Origin of the sequence: Miltoncostaea marina (assembly GCF_018141525.1) — a bacterium.
Lineage (GTDB): Bacteria > Actinomycetota > Thermoleophilia > Miltoncostaeales > Miltoncostaeaceae > Miltoncostaea > Miltoncostaea marina.
This window is the reverse complement of sequence record NZ_CP064655.1, coordinates 667,233-687,131: the sequence shown is the minus strand read 5'-3', so window position 1 is coordinate 687,131 and position 19,899 is coordinate 667,233. Positions and strand designations below refer to the sequence as shown.

Here is a 19,899-nt window from a genome sequence, read left to right as displayed (position 1 = left end):
ACTGCCCCCGCGCAGCAGTTCGGAGATTCGACGTGCTCGGGCACAGCACCTTGAGTCTTCTGGGCATCGCTCCCACCGGGCACGTGGTCGAGCGTCGGGGCGACCCTCACCGCTTCCCCCCGCGGACGGTATCGTCCCCTCGGTGCTGATCGGCTTCGTCGGTCCCGGGCTCATGGGCGCGGGCATGATCCGCAACCTCGCCGCGGCGGGTCACGAGGTGCGCGTGCACGCCCGCACGCCCTCGCGCGTCGAGGGCCTCCCCGCCACGCTCGCCGGCTCGGTCGCCGAGGCCGTCGACGGCGCGGACATCGCCTGCTCGTGCGTCACCGACTCGCCGGACGTGCGCCAGGTCGTCGGCGGGGTGCTGGCCGCCGAGACGCCGCCGCCCGTGCTGGTGGAGATGAGCACAATCGCGCCCGCGGTCGCCCGCCAGCTCGCCGCCGACTGCGCCGCCCGCGGCGTCGCCTACCTGGACTGCCCGGTGAGCGGCGGCCCCACCGGGGCGGCCGCCGGCACGCTGGCCTTCATGTGCGGCGGCGACGCGGACGCCCTCGAGCGGGCCCTGCCGGCGCTGGAGGCGATGGGCGACCCGGCCAAGCGCTTCCACTGCGGCCCGGTCGGCCTCGGCCTGGTGGCCAAGCTCGTCAACAACGCGCTGGTCGCCGCGATCAGCGCCGCGACGGCCGAGGCGCTCGGCCGCGGCCAGCGCGCCGGCCTCGACCCCGCCCTGGCGCGGGAGGTGGTGATGAGCTCCTCCGGCGACTCGTGGCAGCTGCGCAACCTCTTCCCCAAGGTGCTCGCCGGCGACCACCAGCCCGGCTTCACGACCCGCAACCTGCTGAAGGACCTCGGCCACTTCCAGGACCTGGACGACGCCGAGGCGCCGCTCGCGGCCGCCGCGGAGGCGCTGCTGCGGCGGGTGCCGCCCGACCTGGACTACGGCGCGGTCGCGCGCCTCGCCATGGAGCTGCCCGGCGAGGACGGCGGCTAGCGCGCTACTTGGACTGCGACAGCAGGACGGCCAGGTCCGCGTAGGAGAGGCCGTCGGGCGCGTCGGGCAGGCCCAGGTCGTGCTCGATCGCGCGGGCGAGCTGGCGGGCGCGCTCGAGCACCGCCTTGTGGACCGGCTGCCCGGGGGCGGCCTCCGCGATGCGCTTCGCCTCGTTGCGGAGCTGGTTGAGGTCGGCGGCCGGCGAGTTGAAGCTCGGCTTGGCCGCCGGGGTCCAGGTGGGGGTGTCGCTGCTCACGAGCGCAGGTTACCGCACCTCCGGCGCGGCGGGCCGAGGCCGGCGGGCCCGCCTCAGGCCGACCGCGCCTGCGTGCTCGCGTAGCGCATGAGGGCCTCCTGGGAGTTCAGCGGCGCCTCCCCCGCGGCCGGGCGCACCCGCCGCCAGCCGCCGTCGGGCCCGAGCTCCCAGGCGAGCGCGGTGTCGGCGAGCTGCAGGTCGAGCACGGCCTGCAGCTCCGCCCGCGCCGCCGGATCGTCGACCGGCGTCACGAGCTCCACCCGGTTGTCGAGGTTGCGGGCCATCATGTCGGCGGAGCCGATCCAGAACGTGGTCTCGCCGCCGGCGGTGAACGCGAAGATGCGCGCGTGCTCGAGGAAGCGACCCACGATCGAGATCGCGCGGACGTTCTCCGACACGCCCGGCACCCCGGTGCGCAGGCCGGTGATGCCGCGCACGATCAGCTCCACCCGCACGCCCGCCTGCGACGCCCGGTAGATCGCCTCGATCACCGGGCCGTCGATGATCGAGTTCATCTTCATGACCACGCGCGAGGGCGACTCGGGCGAGTGCGCCGCGACCACCCGCTCGATCTCGGCGATGACGCCCTCGCGCAGATGCGCGGGCGCCACCAGCGCGCGCCGGTAGCTGGGCGGGCGCGCGAAGCCGGTGAGGTGGTTGAAGAGGTCGGCGACGTCCTCGGCGATGTCCTCGCGGCAGGTGAACAGGCCGAGGTCGGTATAGAGGTCGGCGGTCGACGGGTTGTAGTTGCCGGTGCCGATGTGGACGTAGCGGCGCACCCGGTCGCCCTCGCGGCGCACCACCAGGCAGAGCTTGGCGTGCGTCTTCAGCCCCGACAGGCCGTAGACCACGTGCGCGCCCGCGCGCTCCAGCGCCCGCGCCCACTGGATGTTGCGCTCCTCGTCGAAGCGGGCCTGCACCTCGACCAGGCAGACGGTCTGCTTGCCCTGCTCGGCGGTCCGCATGAGGGCCGGCACGATCGGCGAGTCGCCGCTCGTGCGGTACACGGTCTGCTTGACGGCGAGCACGTTGGGGTCCTCGACCGCCTGCTCGAGGAAGCGCTCGACGCTCGTGTGGAAGTCGTCGTACGGGTGGTGCACGAGGACGTCGCCGGCGCGGATCGTCGCGAAGAGGTCGATCGGGTCGCCCTCCTCGCCGCGCAGCCGCGCCATCGTGCGGGGCTCCCACGGCGTGTCGCGCAGGGCCGGCCGGTCCAGCGAGGCGATCTCCATGAGCGAGGTCAGGTCGAGCGGGCGGCGCACCCGGAAGGTCTCGCGCGCCTCGACCTCGAGCGCCTCCATCAGGCCGGCGACGACGTCGTCCGGGGTGCCCTCCTCCACCTCCAGCCGCACCACGTGGCCGAACCGGCGCCGGCGCAACTGGGCCTCCACGGCGCCCAGCAGATCGTCCGACTCGTCCGAGATCGAGAAGTCCGCGTCGCGGGTCACGCGGAAGCGGGTCGAGCGCACGATCTCCATGCCGGGGAAGAGCCGCTCGAGGTGCGCCTCGATGACCTCCTCCATCAGCACCAGCCGCTCGCCCGCCTGCAGGAAGCGGGGCAGCCGCGGGGGCACCTTGATGCGCGCGAAGCGGGTCTCCCCGTTTACCGGGTCGCGCACCTGCAGGCCGATGTTGAGCGACAGGCCGGAGATGTAGGGGAACGGCAGGCCGGGCCCGACCGCGAGCGGCGTGAGCACCGGGTAGACCTCGCGGTCGAAGCGGTGGACCACCTCGGCGCGCTCCTCGGCCGTCAGCTCGGCCATCGGCACGATCGCGATGCCCTCGGCGGCGAGCGCCGGCAGCAGCTCGTCGGTCCAGATCCGGCTCTGCTCGGCGGTCAGCTCGCGCACGCGGGTGGCGACCCGGTCGAGCACCTGGTCGCGCGGCAGCTTGTCGGGCGTCGACGACCGGCGGCCGGCGGCCATCGCGTCCTGCACCGTCGCCACGCGGACCATGAAGAACTCGTCGAGGTTGCTCGAGAAGATCGCGAGGAACTTGCAGCGCTCGAGCAGCGGGACCCCCGGCTCGCGCGCCAGCGCCAGCACGCGCGCGTTGAACTCGAGCCAGGAGAGCTCGCGGTTGATGTAGAGGCGCGGGTCGGCGAGGTCCGGCGCGGCCGTCGGGCTCGCCCTGGTGGAGGGGGTCTCGGCGGTGGTCATCGCATCTCCATGTTCCCCCGCGCGCCCGGACCGCGCACCCCCGCGCCCGCCACCGTGACCGCGCGCTCCACCCGCAGGTCGTACTCGGCGGCGCCGCGCACGCCGCGCACCTCCAGGCTGTAGACGCCCGCCGACGGAGCGCGGGCGACGAGGCGCTCGCGCGCGGTGGGCCCCAGCGACGAGGCCACGAGCCAGTTGCGGCTGATCGCGGGGCCCCGCCGGCCGCTCGGCGTGCCCGGCCGCCACAGCAGCAGGTCGAGGTCGGGCGCCGGCGCCCCGCGCGCGCCGCGGGCGGTGAGGGTCGCGGTGATCGTCTGGCCCTCGGCCAGCACCAGCCGCAGGTGGTCGCGCGGGTCGCTCCACGAGCCCGCGCGGCCGCGCAGACGCGCCCGCGCGGCCGTCGCGGGCAGCAGCGGCCGGGTGCGCGCCGCGAGCGCGATCTCGTCGTTGGGCTCCGCGTCGCCCTTCGCCGGCGGCCGCGCCGCCAGCGCCGCGCGCAGGTCGAGCGCGCCGGCGCCGGTCGCCACGTCCGGGCCGGTCGGCGGCACGTCGCGGGCCGTCCACTCGAGGATCGCGCGCACCTGCTGGGCCGACAGCCCCGGGCGGCGCGCGAGCAGCCGCGCGGCGGCCCCGCTCGCCACCGCCGCCGCCATGGAGGTGCCGGTGCGCGGCGCCAGCCGCCCGGGCTGCCCGGGCTCGAGCGAGCGGACCTCCTCGCCCGGCGCCGCGATCGCCACCTGCTCGCCCCGCGCCGAGATGGCCAGCGCCCGGCCCGACGCACCGAGCGCGCCGACGGCCATCACGTGGCGGTAGGCGCCCGGGTAGTCGGGCGCGCCGCCGCGCCCGCCGGCGTTGCCGGCGGCCGCCACCACCAGCACGCCCCGACGGGTGGCCGCGTCGATCGCCTCCTGCTCCAGCCGCGAGCGGCCCCGCCCGCCGAACGAGATGTTCACGACCCGCGCCCCGCGCGCCACGGCGTAGCGGATGCCGCGCACGAGGGCGGACGTCGTCGTCGCGCCGCCGGCGTCGGCGATCGTGATCGGCAGGATGCGCGCCGCCGCCACCCCGCTCCCGCCCGCGCCGTTGCCCGTCCGCGCCGCGATGATCCCCGCCACGTGCGTCCCGTGGCCCTCCGGATCGGTCAGCGGGTCGGGCGACCCCGGCACGAAGGAGCGCGCCTGGCGGGTCATCACGACGCCCGCGAGGTCCGGGTCGGAGGGATCGACGCCCGTATCGAGCACCGCCACGATCGGCATCCGCTCCCCCCGGCGCGGCGGCGTCCAGCCGATCTGCCCGAGGTGCCGCTGCGAGTCGCGCAGCGGGTCGCCCGCCGCCTGGTCGCCCACCCGCGCGACCGCGGTGAGCGCGGGCGGCGGCGGGGGGAGGTCGGCCGCGGTCACACCCGCCAGCGCGCCGCGACGGCCACGAGCGCGATGATCACCACCACGGCCACCAGCACGCCGATCACCACCGACGCCCCGACCAGGAGCGGCACGACGACCACGATGCCCTGCCCGATCGCGACGATGATCAGCAGGTCGCGCAGCACGCCCGGGCCCACCCGGCTCGCCCCCATGACGCAGAGCACCAGCAGGACGACCGCCAGGGTGGCCAGCAGCAGCGCGCTCGGGCGCCAGATCAGGAACGCGACCACCTCGACCAGGGCGAGGATCCCCGCGAGCATGATCCGCCGGCCGCGCAGCCACCGGCTCACGCGCCCCCGCGTCGAGGTGGGGCCCGCCTCGATGATGTAGGGGTCGCGCATCCGCCCGAGTGTAGCGTCGCCCGTCGCCCCCGCCGCTGCCCCGGGCGCAACATCGCATCGCCCCAGCCGGGGTCCCGGGGTCACATCGCAATCGGACGACGCGCCGGGGTCCATTTGGACCCGGGACATCCGGGCCCGTCCGAGCCGCCCCCGCCCGCCCCTCGTGCGGGGAAGCGGTCCGATCGGACCTCGGGCGCGCATCCGATTGCGACGTGGGCCGGCGCGGGGCCGTGCGCCTTCGGGGACGGGCGGGGGCTTTCGCGGTGACGACGGGCGGGGCGATGCTCGGTCGGCGATGGCGCACAGCTACTACAAGGACCGCTCGCTCGGCAGCCGGCCGCCCTGTGCGATCTGCGCCGGCCCGGGCGAGGGGCCGCGGGCCGAGCTGCACCTGCCGGCCGGGGTGTCGGTCTGGCTCTGCGCGGCCCACCGCTCGGCGGCCTTCCAGCGCCGGCGGGTGGGGCGCGACCTGGTGGTCAGCCTGATGTCGGTCTGGGGGGCGGCCGGCTGCCTTGACCGGCGCCGCCACCGGGCGCTCGACCTGCACCGGGCGCGCCTGCTGTCGCGCGGCGACGGGGGGCGCCCGCGCCCCGGCTCGTACGCCTGGCCGGCCCTGCGCGCCGAGGCCGAGCGGCGCTTCGCCGCCGGCGAGCACCCGGCGGCGGTGATCGGGTCGCTGCTGGCCTCGCTCGAGGCCGGTCCCGCCCGGCCGCCCAGCGTGCGCACCATGCGCCGCTGGTTCCGCGAGGGGCGCTGGCTGTCAGGCGGCGGGCAGGGGGGGCCGCCGGGGGGCGGGGGCGCCCCGGACGACGGCACGGAAGGCCCCGGCGGCGGCGGGCAGCCGGGCGGCGGCGGAACGGGCGGCGGCGGCATCCGGGAAGAGGCCGGCCATGCAGGTGCCGCTGCCGCACAGCAGGACGGCGGGGGCGCCGGCGGCGGCGAGGGCGCGGGCGGTGACCCCGAGGGCGGGGCGCAGCGCGAGGGCGGCGGGCCAGAGGTCGTTGCGCACCCACCCGGGCAGCCGGGCGGCGTCGGCGGGGACGTCCGCGCCGGCGCCGTCGCCGGGCGGCGGGGCGGGGAGCCGGTCGAAGGCCCGGTAGACGTCGGCGGTCGGCAGGCCCGCGTCCGGCTTGACCAGGAGGGCGGCGAACGGCGGGCAGCACGCGGGGCGCAGGCGCTCGCCGCGACCCTCGGCCCACTGGGCGCCGGCGCGGATGAAGAACGGGACGTCGGCGCCCACGCGTGCGCCGACCGCCTCGAGGCGGTCGGCGCCGAGGCGCAGCCCGTGCAGCGCGTCGGCGGCCAGCAGGACGGCCGCGGCGTCACTGGAGCCCCCGCCGAGGCCGGCCTGCGACGGGATCCGCTTCTCGATGTCCACGACGGCCGGCAGCGGACGGCCGGCCTCCGCCTCGAGGGCGTCGAGCGCGCGCCAGGCGAGGTTGGCGGCCCCGTCGAGGCCCGGGCACCGCACCTGGCGGCCGCCGGATGGGGCGAGGGCGACGGTGACGGTGTCCTCGAGCCCCTCGAGCGCGACCATCAGGCTGCGCAGCGGGTGGTAGCCGTCGGCGCCCGCCGGACCCACCAGCAGGCGCAGGTTGAGCTTCGCGGGCGCCGCGAGCCTCAGGCGGTCCAGCGCAGCTCCTCCGCGAGGGCGGGGAAGTCGGCGGGGGCCAGCGCCTCGGGGCGGACGGTGGCCGGGTGGCCGAGCGCGGCGACGGCGCGGGCGGCCTCGGCCCGGTCGCAGCCGGCGAGGGCGAGCGCGTTGACGAGCGTCTTGCGCCGGGCCGCGAACGCCGCGCGCACCAGCGCCCGCACGGCGGGCGCCGGCCCCGGGGCGACGCGCCGCAGGGCGACGAGCGCCGAGTCGACCCGCGGCCGCGGGGTGAACACCTCGCGCCCCACGGAGCGGCGGAAGACCGGCTCGGCGGTGAGGCGGATCAGCACCGAGGGCGCCCCGTAGAGCCGCGAACCGGGCGGGGCGAGCCAGCGGTCGACGACCTCGCGCTGCACCATCACGCACCACGAGCGGACCGCCGGCAGGCGCCACAGCGTCTCGACGACGAGCGGCGTGGCGATGGAGTAGGGCAGGTTCGCGACCACGGCCGTCGGCGCCGGATCGAGCTCCTCCAGCGGGAGCCGCATCGCGTCCCCCCAGACGACCGAGGCGTTGGGGAGCCCGGCGAGCGCCTCCGCGAGCGCGCCCTCCAAGCGGCGGTCGACCTCCACGGCGTGCACGTGGCCCGCCGCGCGCGCGAGCGCGACGGTCAGGACGCCGAGGCCGGCGCCCACCTCCAGCACGACGTCGTCCGGCCCGACGCCCGATTCGCGCACGGCCAGGTCGACGAGGTTCTCGTCGAGCAGGAAGTGCTGGCCGAGGTCGGTGTCCGGGCGCAGGCCGTGGGCGGCCAGCAGGCGCATGACGCCCACGCGCCCGCCCGCGGCCGGCGGCTCACCAGCCGAAGACGCGGGCGGCGTTGGCGGTGGTGAGCTCATCGAGCTCCCCCTCGGTGACCCGGCGCAGGTCGGCGATGAACCGCAGCGTGTGGGCGACGTTCGCCGGGCGGTTGGGCCGGCCGCGCCGCGGGACGGGCGCGAGGTACGGGCTGTCGGTCTCCACGAGCAGCCGATCGGCGGGCGCCCGGGCGGCGGCGCGGTGCAGCTCGACCGACTTCGGGAACGTCACCGGCCCCGCGAAGGACATCCAGTAGCCGCGCTCCACCACCTCGTCGAGGTGCTCGGGTAGCGAGAAGCAGTGGAGGATCACCGGGTGGTCGCCGGCCTCGGCGGCGAGCATCTCCAGCGTCTCGCGCGCCGCGTCGCGCGTGTGGATGACCAGCGGCAGGCCGACCTCCCGCGCCAGGCCGATCTGGGCGGCGAACGCACGGCGTTGGGCCTCGGGCCGCGCGTGGTCGCGGTAGAAGTCGAGGCCGCACTCGCCGATCGCCACCACGCGCGGGTGGGCCGCCAGCTCGCGCAGCCAGGTCAGGTCGACGTCGCTCCAGCCGTCGGCGTCGTTGGGGTGGACGCCCGCGGTCGCCCAGACCTCCGGGTGCCGCTCCGCCAGCCCGACGGCCCGCTCGCTGGACGCCCGTCCGACGCCGATGGTCACGATGCGCTCCACGCCCGCGGCGGCCGCCTCGGCCACCAGCTCGGTTGCCGGCGCGTCGCAGGAGTCGAGGTGGGCGTGGCTGTCGACTACGCCGCCGCCTCCTCCACGCGGGGGAAGAGCGGGCCGGAGGGCGCGACCCGCGCCGACGGCGCCCCGGCGCCCCAGGCGGCGCGCTCCAGCGCGACCGCCGCCGGGTCCTGCCCGAGCGCCGCGAGCACGCGCTCCGCGGAGCCGGGGATCACCGGCCAGAGGAGGATCGCGACGATCCGCAGGCCCTCCGCGAGCGCGTGCAGGGTCGCGTCGAGCTCGCCCGCGCGGGCGGGGTCCTTGGCCAGCGTCCACGGGGCTCGCTGCTCCACCAGGCGGTTGAGCCGCTGCACCACCCGCCACACCTCCTCGATGGCGCGGGAGATGTCGAGGCGCGCGAAGGACCCGCGCGCGGCCTCGACGGCGGCGGCGACCTCGGCCGCGAGCTCGCCCTCGTCGCCGGCGTCCGCCGGCACGACGCCGTCGCGGTAGCGGCCCACCATCGACACGACCCGGTTGAGCAGGTTGCCGAGCTCGTTGGCCAGCTCCTGCGAGTAGCGCCCCTCGAAGCCCTCGGCGGTGAACGTGCCGTCCTCGCCGAAGCGCACCTCGCGCGCCAGGTAGTAGCGCAGCGCATCGATGCCGTAGCGCTCGATGAACGGGAAGGGGTCGACCACGTTGCCCGTGGTCTTGCTCATCTTCTCGCCGCCCTTGAGGACGTAGCCGTGGATCATCAGCTTGCGCGGCAGCTCCAGGCCGGCGGCCATCAGCATGGCCGGCCAGATGACGGCGTGGAACTTGAGGATGTCCTTGGCCATGAGCTGCAGGTCGGGGGGCCAGTAGCGGGCGACCAGGTCCTCGCCCGGCCGCGCGTAGCCGAGCGCGGTGCGGTAGTTGAGCAGCGCGTCGATCCAGACGTAGATGGTCTGCTCGGGGTCCCACGGCACCGGCACGCCCCACTCGACCTGCGCCCGCGAGACCGACAGCTCCTCGAGCCCCAGCTCGATCATGCGCCGCGCCTCGTTGTAGCGGGCCTGCGGCTGCACCCAGTCGGGGTTGGCGTCGTAGTGGGCGAGCAGGCGGTCGCGGTAGGCGGGGAGGTCGAAGAACCAGTTGTCCTCCTCGACCCACTCGACCGGCGTGCGGTGGATGGGGCACAGCCGCCCCTCCAGGAGGTCGCCCTCCCCGTAGAACGCCTCGCACGCCGAGCAGTACCAGCCGCCGTAGCTGCCGCGGTAGACGTCCCCGGAGTCGTGCAGCGCCTGGAACATCCGCTGCACCTCGGCCTCGTGCTCCGGGTCGGTCGTGCGGATGAAGAAGTCGTAGCTCGCGTCGAGCACCCCGCCGAGGTCGCGGAAGCGGGCCGACAGCAGGTCGGCGTGCTCGCGCGGCGTGCGCCCCTCGCGCTCGGCCGAGGTGGCGATCTTGCCGCCGTGCTCGTCCGTGCCGGTCAGGAAGAAGACGTCCTCGCCCAGCTGCCGGTGATGGCGCGCGACGATGTCGGCCATGATCGTCGTGTACGCGTGACCGATGTGCGGGTCCGCGTTGACGTAGTAGATGGGCGTCGTGAGGTAGAAGCGTCCGTCGGCCACGACCCGGGAGTGTAGTGCCGCCGCCGCGCACCCTGCCGCCCCGCCTCCTCGCCGCGCTGCTCGCGGTGGCCGCCCGGCTGGACGCGGCCGGCGTCGAGTGGCTGCTGGCCGGCAGCGCCGGGCGGGCGCTGCAGGGCCACGCCCGTCGCCCGCACGACATCGACGTCGAGGTGCCCGGCCGCGACGCGGCCGCCGCCGGGCGCGCCCTCGGCGCCGAGCTGCGCCGCGACCGCGGCCGGGGGCGCGACTCGCTGCGGGCGCGCACGATGGTGGCCGGGGTGGAGGTGGACGTCACCTGCGACCTCGTCGTGGAGGGCCCGACGCACCGCTTGGAGCCGGACTTCGCCCTGCAGCGCGCCTGGTCGCGTCCGATCGGACTCGCGGCGAGGTCCATTCGGACGGCGCCCCCCGAGGAGGCCGTCGTGCGCGCCCTCGTGCTCGGCGAATGGGCGGCCCTGGCGTCGGCCGCGGGCGCCGGCGGCGCCGACGCGCCGCCCCCGCGGGCCGCCTACGTGGCGGCGCGCCTGCGCTCGGCGGCCTCGAGGCCCGCCCGGTAGGCGGCGTTGCGGGGGGCGACGCCGAGCGCGGCGACCGCCTCGGCGGCGCGGCCCGCGCCCACGCCGGCGTCGATGAGGATCGCCATCGCCTCGCGCAGGCGCTCGTCGGCGGCGGAGCCGGCCGGGTCGTCGCCGTCCGCCGCGGCCGCGGCGCCCACGACCACGGCGATCTCACCCCGCGGCGGCTCGGCGAGGCGCTCGGCCACCTCGGCGGCCGTGCCGCGCACGGTCTCCTCGTGGAGCTTGGTGAGCTCGCGACAGACCGCCAGCGGCCGCGCGGGCCAGCGGGCCGCGAGGTCGTCGAGCAGCGCGGGCAGGCGCTGCGGGCTCTCGAACAGCACCGCCGGGACGGTCAGGCGGTCGAGCCGGTCGAGGGCCGCGCGGCGCTCGGGCCCCTTGCGCGGGACGAAGCCGAGGAAGGCGAAGCCGTGGCCCCCGGCGAGGCCCGACACCGCCAGGGCGGCGATCACCGCGCTCGGCCCGGGGACGACCTCGACCGGCAGCCCGGCGTCGGCTGCCGCGCGGACCAGGCGCGAGCCGGGGTCGCTGACGACCGGCATGCCGGCGTCGCTGACCAGGGCCACCCGTGCGCCCTCGCGCATGCGCGCCACCAGGTCGGCCACCCGGCCGGCTTCGTTGTGGCGGTGGACGGGCACCATGCGCGTCTGCGCGCCGGCGTGGCGCAGCAGGACGGCCGTGCGACGGGTGTCCTCGCACGCGACCAGGTCGGCCTCCCGCAGGCACCGGGCGGCGCGCGGCGAAAGGTCCTCGAGGTTCCCGATGGGGGTCCCGACGACCACGAGGCCTCCCCCACCGGCCACGGACGGCTCCTTCCGCTCACGAGGTCACCGCGACGACTGACGCTACCATTGCCCGCCGATGAGCAGGACGACGAAGCCGTACCGGCGCTTCCGCGCCCGCGGGCACGGCGAGGGCCAGGCCGACGGCCTGCAGGCGCTCCGTGAGCTGAACGCCCGCGAGAACGGCGCGCCCGGCGGCGGCGGGGCCCCGCCCGCGGCGCCGCCCCGGCGCACCGGCGAGGGGCTCCCGCGCCCCCGCCCGAGCCGCGACGAGCGGCGGCGCCTGCGCGAGCTGCAGCGCGACGGCCGGCCGTGGTGGTCGTTCCGCGGCCTCGGCCCCGGCGGCTGGGTCGCGCGCGGGCTCGCCCTGCTGCTGCTCGCGGTGCTCGTGTGGGGCGGGCTGGGCTACATGGCGCTCGACGGCGCGGTCGACGAGGCCAACGGCAAGATCACGCCCTCCGCCCGGGCCGCGCTCGACGACGCGCCGGGCGGGATGCTCGGCACGCCGCAGAACACGCTCATCCTGGGCGTCGACACACGGCGCGGCCAGACGCGCAGCCGCGCCGACACGATCCTGCTGATGCGCACCGACCCCGACGCGGGCCGCATCCGTTACCTGTCGATCCCGCGTGACTACCGCGTGGACCTGCCGGGCCAGGGCGCCCAGAAGATCAACGCGGCGTTCTTCTTCTACGGCCAGGCGGGGGCGATCCGGGCGGTCAAGCGGCTGACCGGGCTGCCGGTGCACCACATCATCGTGATCAAGTTCGCCGGCTTCCCGACGATGGTCGACGCCGTCGGCGGGGTGACCGTCAGCAACCCCACGGCCCTGGTCGATTGCCCCTACGAGGCCGGCCGCACGGTGAGCTTCCCCGCCGGGCGCATCGAGCTCGACGGGGCGCGCGCGCTCGAGTACGCCCGCGCCCGCCAGGGCGACTGCGGCGGCGACTTCGGCCGCGCCCTGCGCCAGCAGGCGATCGTCGCGGCCCTCAAGAGCAAGGTGCTCTCCTTCACGAGCCTGCCGCTGGCGCCCTGGCGCGGAGCGGACGTGGTGCGCTCGCTGCAGACCGACATCGGCACCATCGACATGGCGAAGATGGGCTGGCTGCAGGCCCGCCTCGAGCAGCGCCCCGACGACCGCATCCTGCTGTCCGGGGAGCCCCAGATGATCGACGGCATCTCGTTCGTCGTGTCGACCAACCCGGACCAGAACGAGCGGGAGATCGCCCGCTTCATCGCCCGCGACTAGCCCGCCGCCGGGCATCGCGCGCCCCGGCGCGTGGCCGGCGCCGCCGGCCGCCGTCTAGTCGAGGTCGGCGAACAGCTCCGCGCTCTTGGGCTCGCCGGCGATGACCAGCACGTCGCCCGCGTTGATGACCGTGTCGGGGGTCGCGTAGGTGAACCGCCCCCCCGGCCGCTTGATGGCCACCACCGTCACGCGGTAGCGCTTGCGCAGGCCGGCGTCCTGCAGCGTCTTGCCGGCCGCCTCGCGCGGCGCCGTGGTCTCGACGAGCACGAAGTTCTCGTCGATCTCGAGGTAGTCGATCGTGCGCCCCACCAGCGAGTGGGCCATGCGCACCCCCATGTCGCGCTCCGGGAAGATCACCCGGTGGGCGCCCACGCGCTCGAGGATCGCGCCGTGCTCGGCCGTGATCGCCTTGGCCCAGATGCGCGGGATCTTGAGGTCCACGAGCGTGTACGTGGTGAGGATGCTGGCCTGCACGTCGCTGCCGATCGCCACCACGGCGGTCGGGAAGTCGGCCGCGCCGAGCTGGCGGAGCGCCTCCACGTCGGTGGCGTCCGCCTGCACCACGTGGGTCATGCCCGTGGAGCAGGCCTGCACGATGCGGGCCGAGGCGTCGACGCCGAGCACCTCGTGGCCCAGCTTGCCGAGGGTCTCGGCGACCCCGCGGCCGAACCGCCCCAGGCCGATGACGAGCGTCTGCCCGTTCTTAGCCAACGAGCGTCCTTTCCTCGGGATGGGTGTACAGCCGCTGCCGCTCGCGCAGCATGAGCGCGACCCCGAGCGTGACGGGGCCCACGCGGCCGAGGAATACCAGCACCATGACAACAGCCCGCCCGACGTCGTTCAACTGCGGCGTGACGCCCGTGGACAGACCGGCGGTGCTGAAGGCCGCCACGCACTCGAACAGCGCGTCGGCGAAGCCGACGTCGTGGGTCGACATCATCACCAGCGCGCCCAGCACCACCGCGTTGACCGACATCACCGCGATCGTCAGCGCCTGGCGCTGCACCGCGCCGGGGACGCGGCGGCGGAAGGCGGTCACCTCGGGATCGCCGCGCAGCTCGGCCCACACGATGAGGAACAGCAGCGCGAACGTCGTCACCTTGATGCCGCCCGCCACCGAGCCGCTGCCGCCGCCCGCGAACATCAGCATCTCGGTGACGAGCAGGGTGTCGGGCTCGGCCTGCCCGTAGTCGATCACGTTGAAGCCCGCCGTGCGGGGCATGACGCCCGAGAACACGCCGGCGACCAGCCGGTCGGCGCCCTCCATCGCCCCCAGCGTGCGCGGGTTGGCCCACTCGATGGCCGTGACCGCGGCGATGCCGAAGACCAGCAGGAAGGCCGTCGTGGCGAGCGTCAGCTTGGTGTGCAGGCTCCACCGGCCCGGTCGCTGGCGACCGCGCACGAGCTCGAGCCACACCGGGAAGCCCAGCCCGCCGGCGATGACGGCCAGCGCCACCGTGATGAGGATCCAGGGGTCGCCGGCCATAGACGCCATGCCCTGCGGGAAGATCGACAGGCCGGAGTTGTTGAAGGCCGCCACGCCGTGGAAGAGGCCGTTCCAGGCGGCGTCCCCGATGGAGCGGTCGTGGCCGAGCCACAGCCTGCCGACGATCGAGGCCGTGGCGACCGCCTCGAACGCCAGCGTGAAGCCGATGATCGCGACGATCAGCCGGCGGGTGCCGCCGAGATCGACCGTGTGCAGCTCGGTCTGCGCGGCGAGGCGGTTGCGCAGGCCCACGTCGCGCGCCACGACCAGGAACAGCAGCGAGGCGCCGGTCACGATGCCGATGCCGCCGACCTGGATCAGGGCCAGGATCACCGCCTGGCCGGCGGGGCTCCAGTACGTCGAGGGGTCGACCACCGCCATCCCGCCGAGCGCGACGGAGTTGGTCGAGGTGAACAGGGCCACGTCGAGGGGCGCCCGCTCCGGCCCCTCTCGCGCGAACGGCAGGGCCAGCACGAGCGCGCCCGCGATGATCGTCAGCGCGAAGCCGCCGACGACCAGCTGGGCGGGGTGGGCCCGCCCCCGGGCTCTGAGTGTCTGCGCCATGGGCCCGGTCCGGCCCGCCGGGTCAGACCTTGTCCAGGCCCACCGTCTTCGAGGCGGAGGAGGCGGCCCCCGTGCCGGAGCCCGATCCCGAGTCGGACGCGCCACCCGCGGCGCCGGACCCGTTGGAGGAGGCCGAGTCGCCCGAGGAGCCGCCGTCGTCACCGCCCGGGCTGCGGCGCTTCGTGCCGTAGTCGGTGTTGTGGAACCCGGTCCCCTTGAAGTGGATCGCGGGGGCGAACAGGACCCGCGACGCGGGGGCGCCGCAGACCTCGCACTCCGTGAGCGGATCGTCGCTCATGCGCTGCATCACCTCGAAGGTGTGCCCCTTCTCGCATCGGTACTCGTAGAACGGCACGCAGACACCTCGTACGACGGACGTCCGGACGACGCCCCATGATAGCGGACGCCCCGGGGGCGGCATTGGCACTCTCCACCAGAGTGTGCCAACGGCGCGCGGGCACGGCGCCCGCGCGGCGTTGGGTACGATCGCGCTGCGGCGGGGAACCCACCACCGACCGGCCGCATCTCCCCAGCCATGACGCAGCCCCCGATGCGAAAGGGCCAGGCCGTGCATCGCACCGTATGGGCGGGCGCCGCCGTGGCCCTCTGCGCCGCCGCCGCGGCGCGCCGCCGCCCGCTCGCCGGGCTCGCCGTCGCGGGCGCGGCCGCGGCCGTCGGCGCGTCGGCGTACCTGCCCAGCTCGCCGCTGCTCGGCCGGGTGGTGCACCGCGGCCCCGCCGACGTGCCGCGCGCGGCGCTCACCTTCGACGACGGCCCGGGGCCCTCGACCCCCCACGTGCTCGACGCCCTGGCGGCCGAGGGCGTGCGGGCCACCTTCTTCGTGCTGGGGCGCCAGGTGGAGCGCCACCCCGGGCTCGTGCGCCGGATGGTCGAGGAGGGCCACGAGGTCGCCAGCCACGGGTACGACCACGGCATCCTCATCTGGCGCGGGGCCCGGCACGTGGCCGAGCAGCTCGCGCGCACCGAGCGGGCGGTGGCGCGGGCGGCCGGGCCCGACGCGATGAGCCGCCTGTTCCGCGCGCCCCACGGCTTCCGCGGGCCGGCCACCGCGCTCGGCTGCCGCCGCGCCGGCTACCGGCCGGCCGCCTGGACGCGCGGCGTCTTCGACTCGGCCGAGCCGGGCGCCGCGGCAATCGCCCGCCGCGTGGAGCGCGCGCTCGAGCCGGGCGCCGTGATCCTGCTCCACGACGCCGACGGCTGGGCGCCCGGACGGCCGCGCCAGCAGACCGCCGACGCGCTGCCCGAGATCTGCCGCGCCGCGCGCGAGCGCGGCCTGGAGCTCGTGCCCATGGGCCGCCTCGTGGCCGCCGCGTGACCACGCGCGCCGGAGCGGCGCGCCGCTCGCCCCTGCGGCGCTGGGGGCTGCCGGCGCTGCGCGTCGCGGTGATCGTGGCGGTCGGCGCGCTGGCGGTCTGGAAGCTCGACCTCGGCGAGGTCCACGACGCGTTCAAGATCACGTCGTGGGCGCTGCTCGCCGTGGCGGTGGCCGCCAACTTCGCCTCCGTCGCGTTCAAGGGCCTCGCCTGGAAGGGGGTCGTGGACGCGCTCCCCGGGCGGCGGCAGCGGACCCGCTACGTCGACGTGATCCCGCCGCTGTTCATCGGCTTCCTCTTCAACACCGTGCTCGCCGCGCGGGTGGGCGAGCTCGTGAAGGCCATGCTGCTGCGCCGGCGGATGGCGCGGCGCGGCCCCCGCCCGCCGACGACCACCCTGCTCGGCACGGTGGTGGCCGAGAACCTCGTCAGCACGATCACCTGGGTCGGGCTCGTGGTGGGGATCGGGCTGTTCATGCCGTTGCCCTCGTACGCCTGGTTCGCCTCGGTGGGGCTCGGCGCCGCCTGCCTGGCGATCGTGCTGGTGGCGACCCTCTCCGGTCCCGGGCGGCAGCTGCCGCCCTGGCTCGACACCGGGCCGCTGTGGGCGCGGGCGCGACGGGCGATGGAGCGGTTCTGGGTGGGGGTGCGCGAGAGCCACCTGGGCCTGCGCGAGCCGCGTCAGCTCGCGACCGTCGTCGGCGCGAGCCTGCTCAGCTGGCTCGCCCAGTGGGCCGGCATCTACTTCACGCTGATGGCCTTCGGCCTGGACGAGGTCGGATGGGGCGGCGCGGGCCTGCTGCTCGTGACCATCACGCTGGCCCAGGCGTTCCCGGTGCTGCCGGGCAACCTGCTCGTCTTCCAGGCCGCCGCGGTGGTGCCGTTGACGGCCTCCTACGGCGTCCACGCCGCCGAGGCGCTCGCGTTCTCGGTGGTCCTGCAGGCGACCGAGGCCGTGGTCGGCGTGGCGGTCGGGTTCCTCTTCCTGGTCGCCGAGGGCGTCGGCTTCGGCCAGCTGCGACGCGAGGCCGAGGCGGAGGACCGTCGCGAGCAACGGGCCGAGGCCGCGCGCGCCGACCCGCTCGCCCGCAGCTAGCGCCCGCCCGGCTCCCCGAGCCGCTCCCACATCGCCGCCATCGCGGCGAGCTCGTCGTCGTCGAAGCGCGACAGGAACGCCGCGCGCACGCCGCGCAGGTGCGCCGCCCGTGCGTCACGCAGGCGCTCGCGGCCGGCCGCCGTGAGGACGACCTCGGCGCCCCGCCCGTCCTCCTCGCACGCCGCGCGCTCGACCAGGCCCTCGCGGGCGAGGCGGTCGACCATGCGGCTCGCGCCGCTCACGCTGAGCAGCGTCGCCGACCCCAGCTCCGACACGCGCATGCGGTGGCGCGGCGCGTCGCCCACGAGCATCAGCGCCTCGTAGTCGGTCAGCGACAGCCCGTGCCGCGCGCGCAGGTCGGCGTCGAGCCGGCGCACCACGTCGGCGTGGGCCCGGAGCATGCCGCGCCAGGCCGCCAGCTCGAGCGGCGCGAGCCGCTCGCCGTCCCGGCCCCGGTTGACGGCCGCGGCGCGCCCCTCTAGCGTTTGCTTGCGCATGCAAGTAGTTTACCAGGCGGGCGGATCGGCCGCACGCCGCGCGACGCGGAGGCACGACGATGGCCAGGGACGACGAGGGCGACCGGCTCGAGCGCGGCCGGCGGCTGGCGGAGCTGCACATGGGCGAGGGCACCGTCGATCGCTGGCGCAGCGTCTCGCCGGACCTCGAGGAGATGACCTCGGCGTTCGCGTTCGCCGACCTCTGGGGCCGGCCGGGGCTGTCCCGCCGTGACCGCTCGATCGTGGCGATGGCGATCACGGCGACGCTGCGCGCCCACACGCAGCTCGGCTGGCACGTGCGCGGCGCGCTCGGGGCCGGCGTCACGCCCGACGAGGTGCGCGAGGTGCTGATCGCCGTCTCGGGCCTCGCGGGCTTCCCCGCCGCGTGGTCGGCCCTCGAGACGGCGGAGCCGATCCTCGCCGAGGCGGAGGCCGCGCCGGGCGCATGACCCGCGGCCGCCGGCCGCGGTATCCGCGGCTTCACCGGCGCTTCACAGGATCGTCACGGCACGGGCGCGAGTCTGCCTGGGGAGGCGAGCGCGCGACGGAGACCGCGATGGAGATCCTGATCGTCGAGGACGACGAGAGCACCGCGGAGGCGATGGCGTTCCACATGCGGGCGGCGGGCTTCGCGCCCACGATCGCCCCCGACGGGCTGCAGGCGCTGCGCGCCCTGCGCGGCGGGCCGCCGGACGCGATCGTGCTCGACCTGATGCTGCCGGGCGTGGACGGCTGGCACCTCATCCGCCAGGCGCGCGAGTGGTCGCCGCGGCTGCCGATCATCGTGGTCAGCGCCCGGACCAACGAGCACGACCGCGTCGAGGTGCTCTCCATGGGCGCCGACGACGTCATGGGCAAGCCGTTCTCCATGCGCGAGCTGATCGCCCGCGTGGGCGCGGCCCTGCGGCGCAACGCCGCCGAGCGGGAGCGCGGCGAGCGGCCGCCGGTGCGCGAGGGCGACCTGGTGATCGACCCCGAGCGCATGACCGTGGCCGTGGCCGGGCGGCCCGCCGAGCTGACGCCGCTCGAGTTCAGGCTGCTCTGGACCCTCGTGGAGGGTCGCGAGCGCGCGATGTCCCGCGACGAGATCTTCCGGCGCGTGTGGGGCGGCGAGCGGGCGCACGGCGACCGCTCGGTCGACGTGCTCGTGCGGCGCCTGCGGCGAAAGGTCGACGAGTCCGGCGGCGGCTACACCTACGTGCAGACCTTCCACCGGGTGGGCTACCGCTTCCTGCCCACCCCGCGCCGGCTGCCGGCACCCGCGGGCGCGGGCCCGGTGCCGGCGGGCTAGGCGGAGTCCCGCAGCGCCTGCGCCTCGGGCAGCGCCTCCAGCTTCTTGAGGGTGTTGTTCTCGATCTGGCGGATGCGCTCGCGGGTGACGCCGAAGGCCCGGCCGACCTCCTCGAGCGTGCGCGGCTGCTCGCCCTGCAGGCCGAAGCGCAGCTCGATGACCTTCCGCTCGCGGTCGGGCAGCGCGTCGAGCGCCCGCAGGATGTCGGTGCGGCGCAGGTTGACCGAGGCCTCGTCGAACGGCGACGCGGCGGCCTCGTCCTCGACGAAGTCGCCGAGCTCCGACTCCTCCTCCTCGCCGATCGGCTTCTCGAGGCTCACCGGCAGCTGCGCCATGCGGAGGATCTCGCGCACCTCGTCGGGGCTCATCCGCAGCTCCTCGGCGATCTCCTCGGCCCGCGGCTCGCGCCCCAGCCGCTGGACGAGCTGGCGCTCGAGGTGCACGACCTTGTTGAGCTTCTCCACCATGTGGACCGGGATGCGGATCGTGCGCGCCTTGTCGGCGATCGCCCGCGTGACCGCCTGGCGGATCCACCAGGTGGCGTAGGTCGAGAACTTGAAGCCGCGCCGGTAGTCGAACTTCTCGACGGCCCGGATGAGGCCGAGGCTGCCCTCCTGGATGAGGTCGAGGAACGAGAGCCCGCGGCCGAGGTAGCCCTTCGCGATCGAGACCACGAGGCGCAGGTTGGCCTCGACCATGGCCGCCTTCGCCGACATGTCGCCGCGCTCGATGCGCTTGGCGAGCGCCACCTCCTCGGCGGCCGTCAGCAGCGGCACCCGGCCGATCTCGCGCAGGTAGAGCCGCAGGCTGTCGAGGCTGGGCTCGACGCTGAGGTCGAGCTCGGCCGCCCGGTCCGCGGGCCGGGCGGTGCCGCGCCCGGCCACCTCGCCGTCGCGGTCCAGCACCTCCACACCGATCTCGACGAGGTGCGAGTGGAACTGCTCGACCTGCTCCTTGGTCACCTCGGCGTCCTGCAGCGCCGTGAGGATCTCGTCGTAGGTGAGGTAGCCCTTCTCGCGGCCGTCGGACGCCAGCGCCCGCATCTCCTCGACGTCCGGCAGCGCGATCTCGACGGCACGGCGGGCGGGGGCAGACGTCATTCTCGCGGTCCTTCCTCAGGGGGCGG

Annotated in this window: 21 protein-coding genes; 7 read left to right on the top strand and 14 right to left on the bottom strand. The window is 76.0% G+C overall.

The window, feature by feature from the left end:
- Window positions 1-142 precede the first annotated feature (142 nt).
- Complete coding sequence (locus tag ITJ85_RS03355; protein WP_217914944.1) at window positions 143-991, top strand: NAD(P)-dependent oxidoreductase; 849 nt, start codon at window positions 143-145, stop codon at window positions 989-991.
- 4 nt (window positions 992-995) lie between these two features.
- Here the strand turns inward: ITJ85_RS03355 and ITJ85_RS03350 are convergent, their stop codons facing one another.
- From ITJ85_RS03350 to metG, 8 genes are all read right to left on the bottom strand, one after another.
- Window positions 996-1,247 (bottom strand): hypothetical protein, encoded by a 252-nt coding sequence (locus ITJ85_RS03350; protein ID WP_217914943.1) that lies wholly within the window; start codon window positions 1,245-1,247, stop codon window positions 996-998.
- A gap of 53 nt (window positions 1,248-1,300) precedes the next feature.
- Entirely contained in the window at window positions 1,301-3,406 is a 2,106-nt protein-coding gene (gene ppk1, locus ITJ85_RS03345; RefSeq protein WP_217914942.1) for a polyphosphate kinase 1, read from the bottom strand.
- Window positions 3,403-4,806 carry a S8 family serine peptidase gene (locus ITJ85_RS03340; protein WP_217914941.1) on the bottom strand — a complete coding sequence of 468 codons (1,404 nt, stop codon included), beginning with the start codon at window positions 4,804-4,806 and terminating at the stop codon, window positions 3,403-3,405. The genes ppk1 and ITJ85_RS03340 overlap by 4 nt, the downstream gene beginning before the upstream one ends.
- Complete coding sequence (locus tag ITJ85_RS03335) at window positions 4,803-5,171, bottom strand: hypothetical protein (protein ID WP_217914940.1); 369 nt, start codon at window positions 5,169-5,171, stop codon at window positions 4,803-4,805. Before ITJ85_RS03335 ends, ITJ85_RS03340 begins: the two co-directional genes overlap by 4 nt.
- Window positions 5,172-5,931: 760 nt before the next feature.
- On the bottom strand, window positions 5,932-6,753 hold the full coding sequence (locus tag ITJ85_RS03330; RefSeq protein WP_217914939.1) for a 4-(cytidine 5'-diphospho)-2-C-methyl-D-erythritol kinase: 822 nt from the start codon (window positions 6,751-6,753) through the stop codon (window positions 5,932-5,934).
- A gap of 38 nt (window positions 6,754-6,791) precedes the next feature.
- Window positions 6,792-7,589: a 16S rRNA (adenine(1518)-N(6)/adenine(1519)-N(6))-dimethyltransferase RsmA gene (rsmA, locus tag ITJ85_RS03325; protein ID WP_246496356.1), complete on the bottom strand. Its 798-nt coding sequence runs from the start codon at window positions 7,587-7,589 to the stop codon at window positions 6,792-6,794.
- A gap of 31 nt (window positions 7,590-7,620) precedes the next feature.
- Window positions 7,621-8,445, bottom strand: coding sequence for a TatD family hydrolase (locus ITJ85_RS03320; RefSeq protein ID WP_281412236.1), 825 nt, complete (start codon window positions 8,443-8,445; stop codon window positions 7,621-7,623).
- On the bottom strand, window positions 8,367-9,899 hold the full coding sequence (metG, locus tag ITJ85_RS03315; protein ID WP_217914937.1) for a methionine--tRNA ligase: 1,533 nt from the start codon (window positions 9,897-9,899) through the stop codon (window positions 8,367-8,369). Before metG ends, ITJ85_RS03320 begins: the two co-directional genes overlap by 79 nt.
- 14 nt (window positions 9,900-9,913) lie before the next feature.
- On the opposite strand from metG, the gene ITJ85_RS03310 reads away from it, so the two are divergent.
- The gene (locus ITJ85_RS03310; protein WP_217914936.1) at window positions 9,914-10,456 is read left to right on the top strand and encodes a nucleotidyltransferase domain-containing protein; all 543 of its coding nucleotides are present in this window, start codon (window positions 9,914-9,916) and stop codon (window positions 10,454-10,456) included.
- Here the strand turns inward: ITJ85_RS03310 and rsmI are convergent.
- Entirely contained in the window at window positions 10,408-11,277 is an 870-nt protein-coding gene (gene rsmI, locus ITJ85_RS03305) for a 16S rRNA (cytidine(1402)-2'-O)-methyltransferase (protein WP_217914935.1), read from the bottom strand. The two genes, ITJ85_RS03310 and rsmI, sit on opposite strands and share 49 nt — an antisense overlap.
- 58 nt (window positions 11,278-11,335) lie before the next feature.
- On the opposite strand from rsmI, the gene ITJ85_RS03300 reads away from it, so the two are divergent.
- Window positions 11,336-12,505 (top strand): LCP family protein, encoded by a 1,170-nt coding sequence (locus ITJ85_RS03300; protein WP_217914934.1) that lies wholly within the window; start codon window positions 11,336-11,338, stop codon window positions 12,503-12,505.
- Window positions 12,506-12,559: 54 nt separating this feature from the next.
- Here the strand turns inward: ITJ85_RS03300 and ITJ85_RS03295 are convergent, their stop codons facing one another.
- The 3 genes from ITJ85_RS03295 to ITJ85_RS03285 are packed head-to-tail and all read right to left on the bottom strand — an operon-like array spanning window position 12,560 to window position 14,910.
- On the bottom strand, window positions 12,560-13,216 hold the full coding sequence (locus ITJ85_RS03295) for a potassium channel family protein (RefSeq protein WP_217914933.1): 657 nt from the start codon (window positions 13,214-13,216) through the stop codon (window positions 12,560-12,562).
- The gene (locus ITJ85_RS03290) at window positions 13,209-14,555 is read right to left on the bottom strand and encodes a TrkH family potassium uptake protein (RefSeq protein WP_217914932.1); all 1,347 of its coding nucleotides are present in this window, start codon (window positions 14,553-14,555) and stop codon (window positions 13,209-13,211) included. Before ITJ85_RS03290 ends, ITJ85_RS03295 begins: the two co-directional genes overlap by 8 nt.
- 22 nt (window positions 14,556-14,577) lie before the next feature.
- Complete coding sequence (locus tag ITJ85_RS03285; protein WP_217914931.1) at window positions 14,578-14,910, bottom strand: FmdB family zinc ribbon protein; 333 nt, start codon at window positions 14,908-14,910, stop codon at window positions 14,578-14,580.
- 180 nt (window positions 14,911-15,090) lie between these two features.
- Here ITJ85_RS03285 and ITJ85_RS03280 point away from each other — a divergent pair, with 180 nt between their 5' ends.
- On the top strand, window positions 15,091-15,891 hold the full coding sequence (locus ITJ85_RS03280; RefSeq protein ID WP_217914930.1) for a polysaccharide deacetylase family protein: 801 nt from the start codon (window positions 15,091-15,093) through the stop codon (window positions 15,889-15,891).
- Window positions 15,888-16,985, top strand: a complete 1,098-nt coding sequence (locus ITJ85_RS03275) for a lysylphosphatidylglycerol synthase transmembrane domain-containing protein (RefSeq protein WP_217914929.1) — start codon at window positions 15,888-15,890, stop codon at window positions 16,983-16,985. Before ITJ85_RS03280 ends, ITJ85_RS03275 begins: the two co-directional genes overlap by 4 nt.
- On the opposite strand, the gene ITJ85_RS03270 is transcribed toward ITJ85_RS03275, so the two are convergent.
- Window positions 16,982-17,482, bottom strand: a complete 501-nt coding sequence (locus ITJ85_RS03270; RefSeq protein ID WP_217914928.1) for a MarR family winged helix-turn-helix transcriptional regulator — start codon at window positions 17,480-17,482, stop codon at window positions 16,982-16,984. The genes ITJ85_RS03275 and ITJ85_RS03270 overlap by 4 nt on opposite strands.
- Before the next feature lie 59 nt (window positions 17,483-17,541).
- Between ITJ85_RS03270 and ITJ85_RS03265 the strand changes: the two genes are divergently transcribed.
- On the top strand, window positions 17,542-17,931 hold the full coding sequence (locus ITJ85_RS03265) for a carboxymuconolactone decarboxylase family protein (RefSeq protein WP_217914927.1): 390 nt from the start codon (window positions 17,542-17,544) through the stop codon (window positions 17,929-17,931).
- A 107-nt stretch (window positions 17,932-18,038) separates the two neighbouring features.
- Window positions 18,039-18,773, top strand: coding sequence for a response regulator transcription factor (locus ITJ85_RS03260; protein ID WP_217914926.1), 735 nt, complete (start codon window positions 18,039-18,041; stop codon window positions 18,771-18,773).
- Here the strand turns inward: ITJ85_RS03260 and ITJ85_RS03255 are convergent.
- The gene (locus ITJ85_RS03255) at window positions 18,770-19,873 is read right to left on the bottom strand and encodes a sigma-70 family RNA polymerase sigma factor (protein ID WP_217914925.1); all 1,104 of its coding nucleotides are present in this window, start codon (window positions 19,871-19,873) and stop codon (window positions 18,770-18,772) included. The two genes, ITJ85_RS03260 and ITJ85_RS03255, sit on opposite strands and share 4 nt — an antisense overlap.
- Window positions 19,874-19,899: the final 26 nt, after the last annotated feature.

Coding starts and splice junctions, on each gene's coding strand:
- ppk1 (WP_217914942.1), bottom strand. CDS start 3,406: ATGACCACCGCCGAGACCCCCTCCACCAGGGCGAGCCCGACGGCCGCG.
- ITJ85_RS03335 (WP_217914940.1), bottom strand. CDS start 5,171: ATGCGCGACCCCTACATCATCGAGGCGGGCCCCACCTCGACGCGGGGG.
- rsmA (WP_246496356.1), bottom strand. CDS start 7,589: ATGCGCCTGCTGGCCGCCCACGGCCTGCGCCCGGACACCGACCTCGGC.
- ITJ85_RS03300 (WP_217914934.1), top strand. CDS start 11,336: ATGAGCAGGACGACGAAGCCGTACCGGCGCTTCCGCGCCCGCGGGCAC.
- ITJ85_RS03290 (WP_217914932.1), bottom strand. CDS start 14,555: ATGGCGCAGACACTCAGAGCCCGGGGGCGGGCCCACCCCGCCCAGCTG.
- ITJ85_RS03280 (WP_217914930.1), top strand. CDS start 15,091: ATGACGCAGCCCCCGATGCGAAAGGGCCAGGCCGTGCATCGCACCGTA.
- ITJ85_RS03270 (WP_217914928.1), bottom strand. CDS start 17,482: ATGCGCAAGCAAACGCTAGAGGGGCGCGCCGCGGCCGTCAACCGGGGC.
- ITJ85_RS03265 (WP_217914927.1), top strand. CDS start 17,542: ATGGCCAGGGACGACGAGGGCGACCGGCTCGAGCGCGGCCGGCGGCTG.
- ITJ85_RS03260 (WP_217914926.1), top strand. CDS start 18,039: ATGGAGATCCTGATCGTCGAGGACGACGAGAGCACCGCGGAGGCGATG.
- ITJ85_RS03255 (WP_217914925.1), bottom strand. CDS start 19,873: ATGACGTCTGCCCCCGCCCGCCGTGCCGTCGAGATCGCGCTGCCGGAC.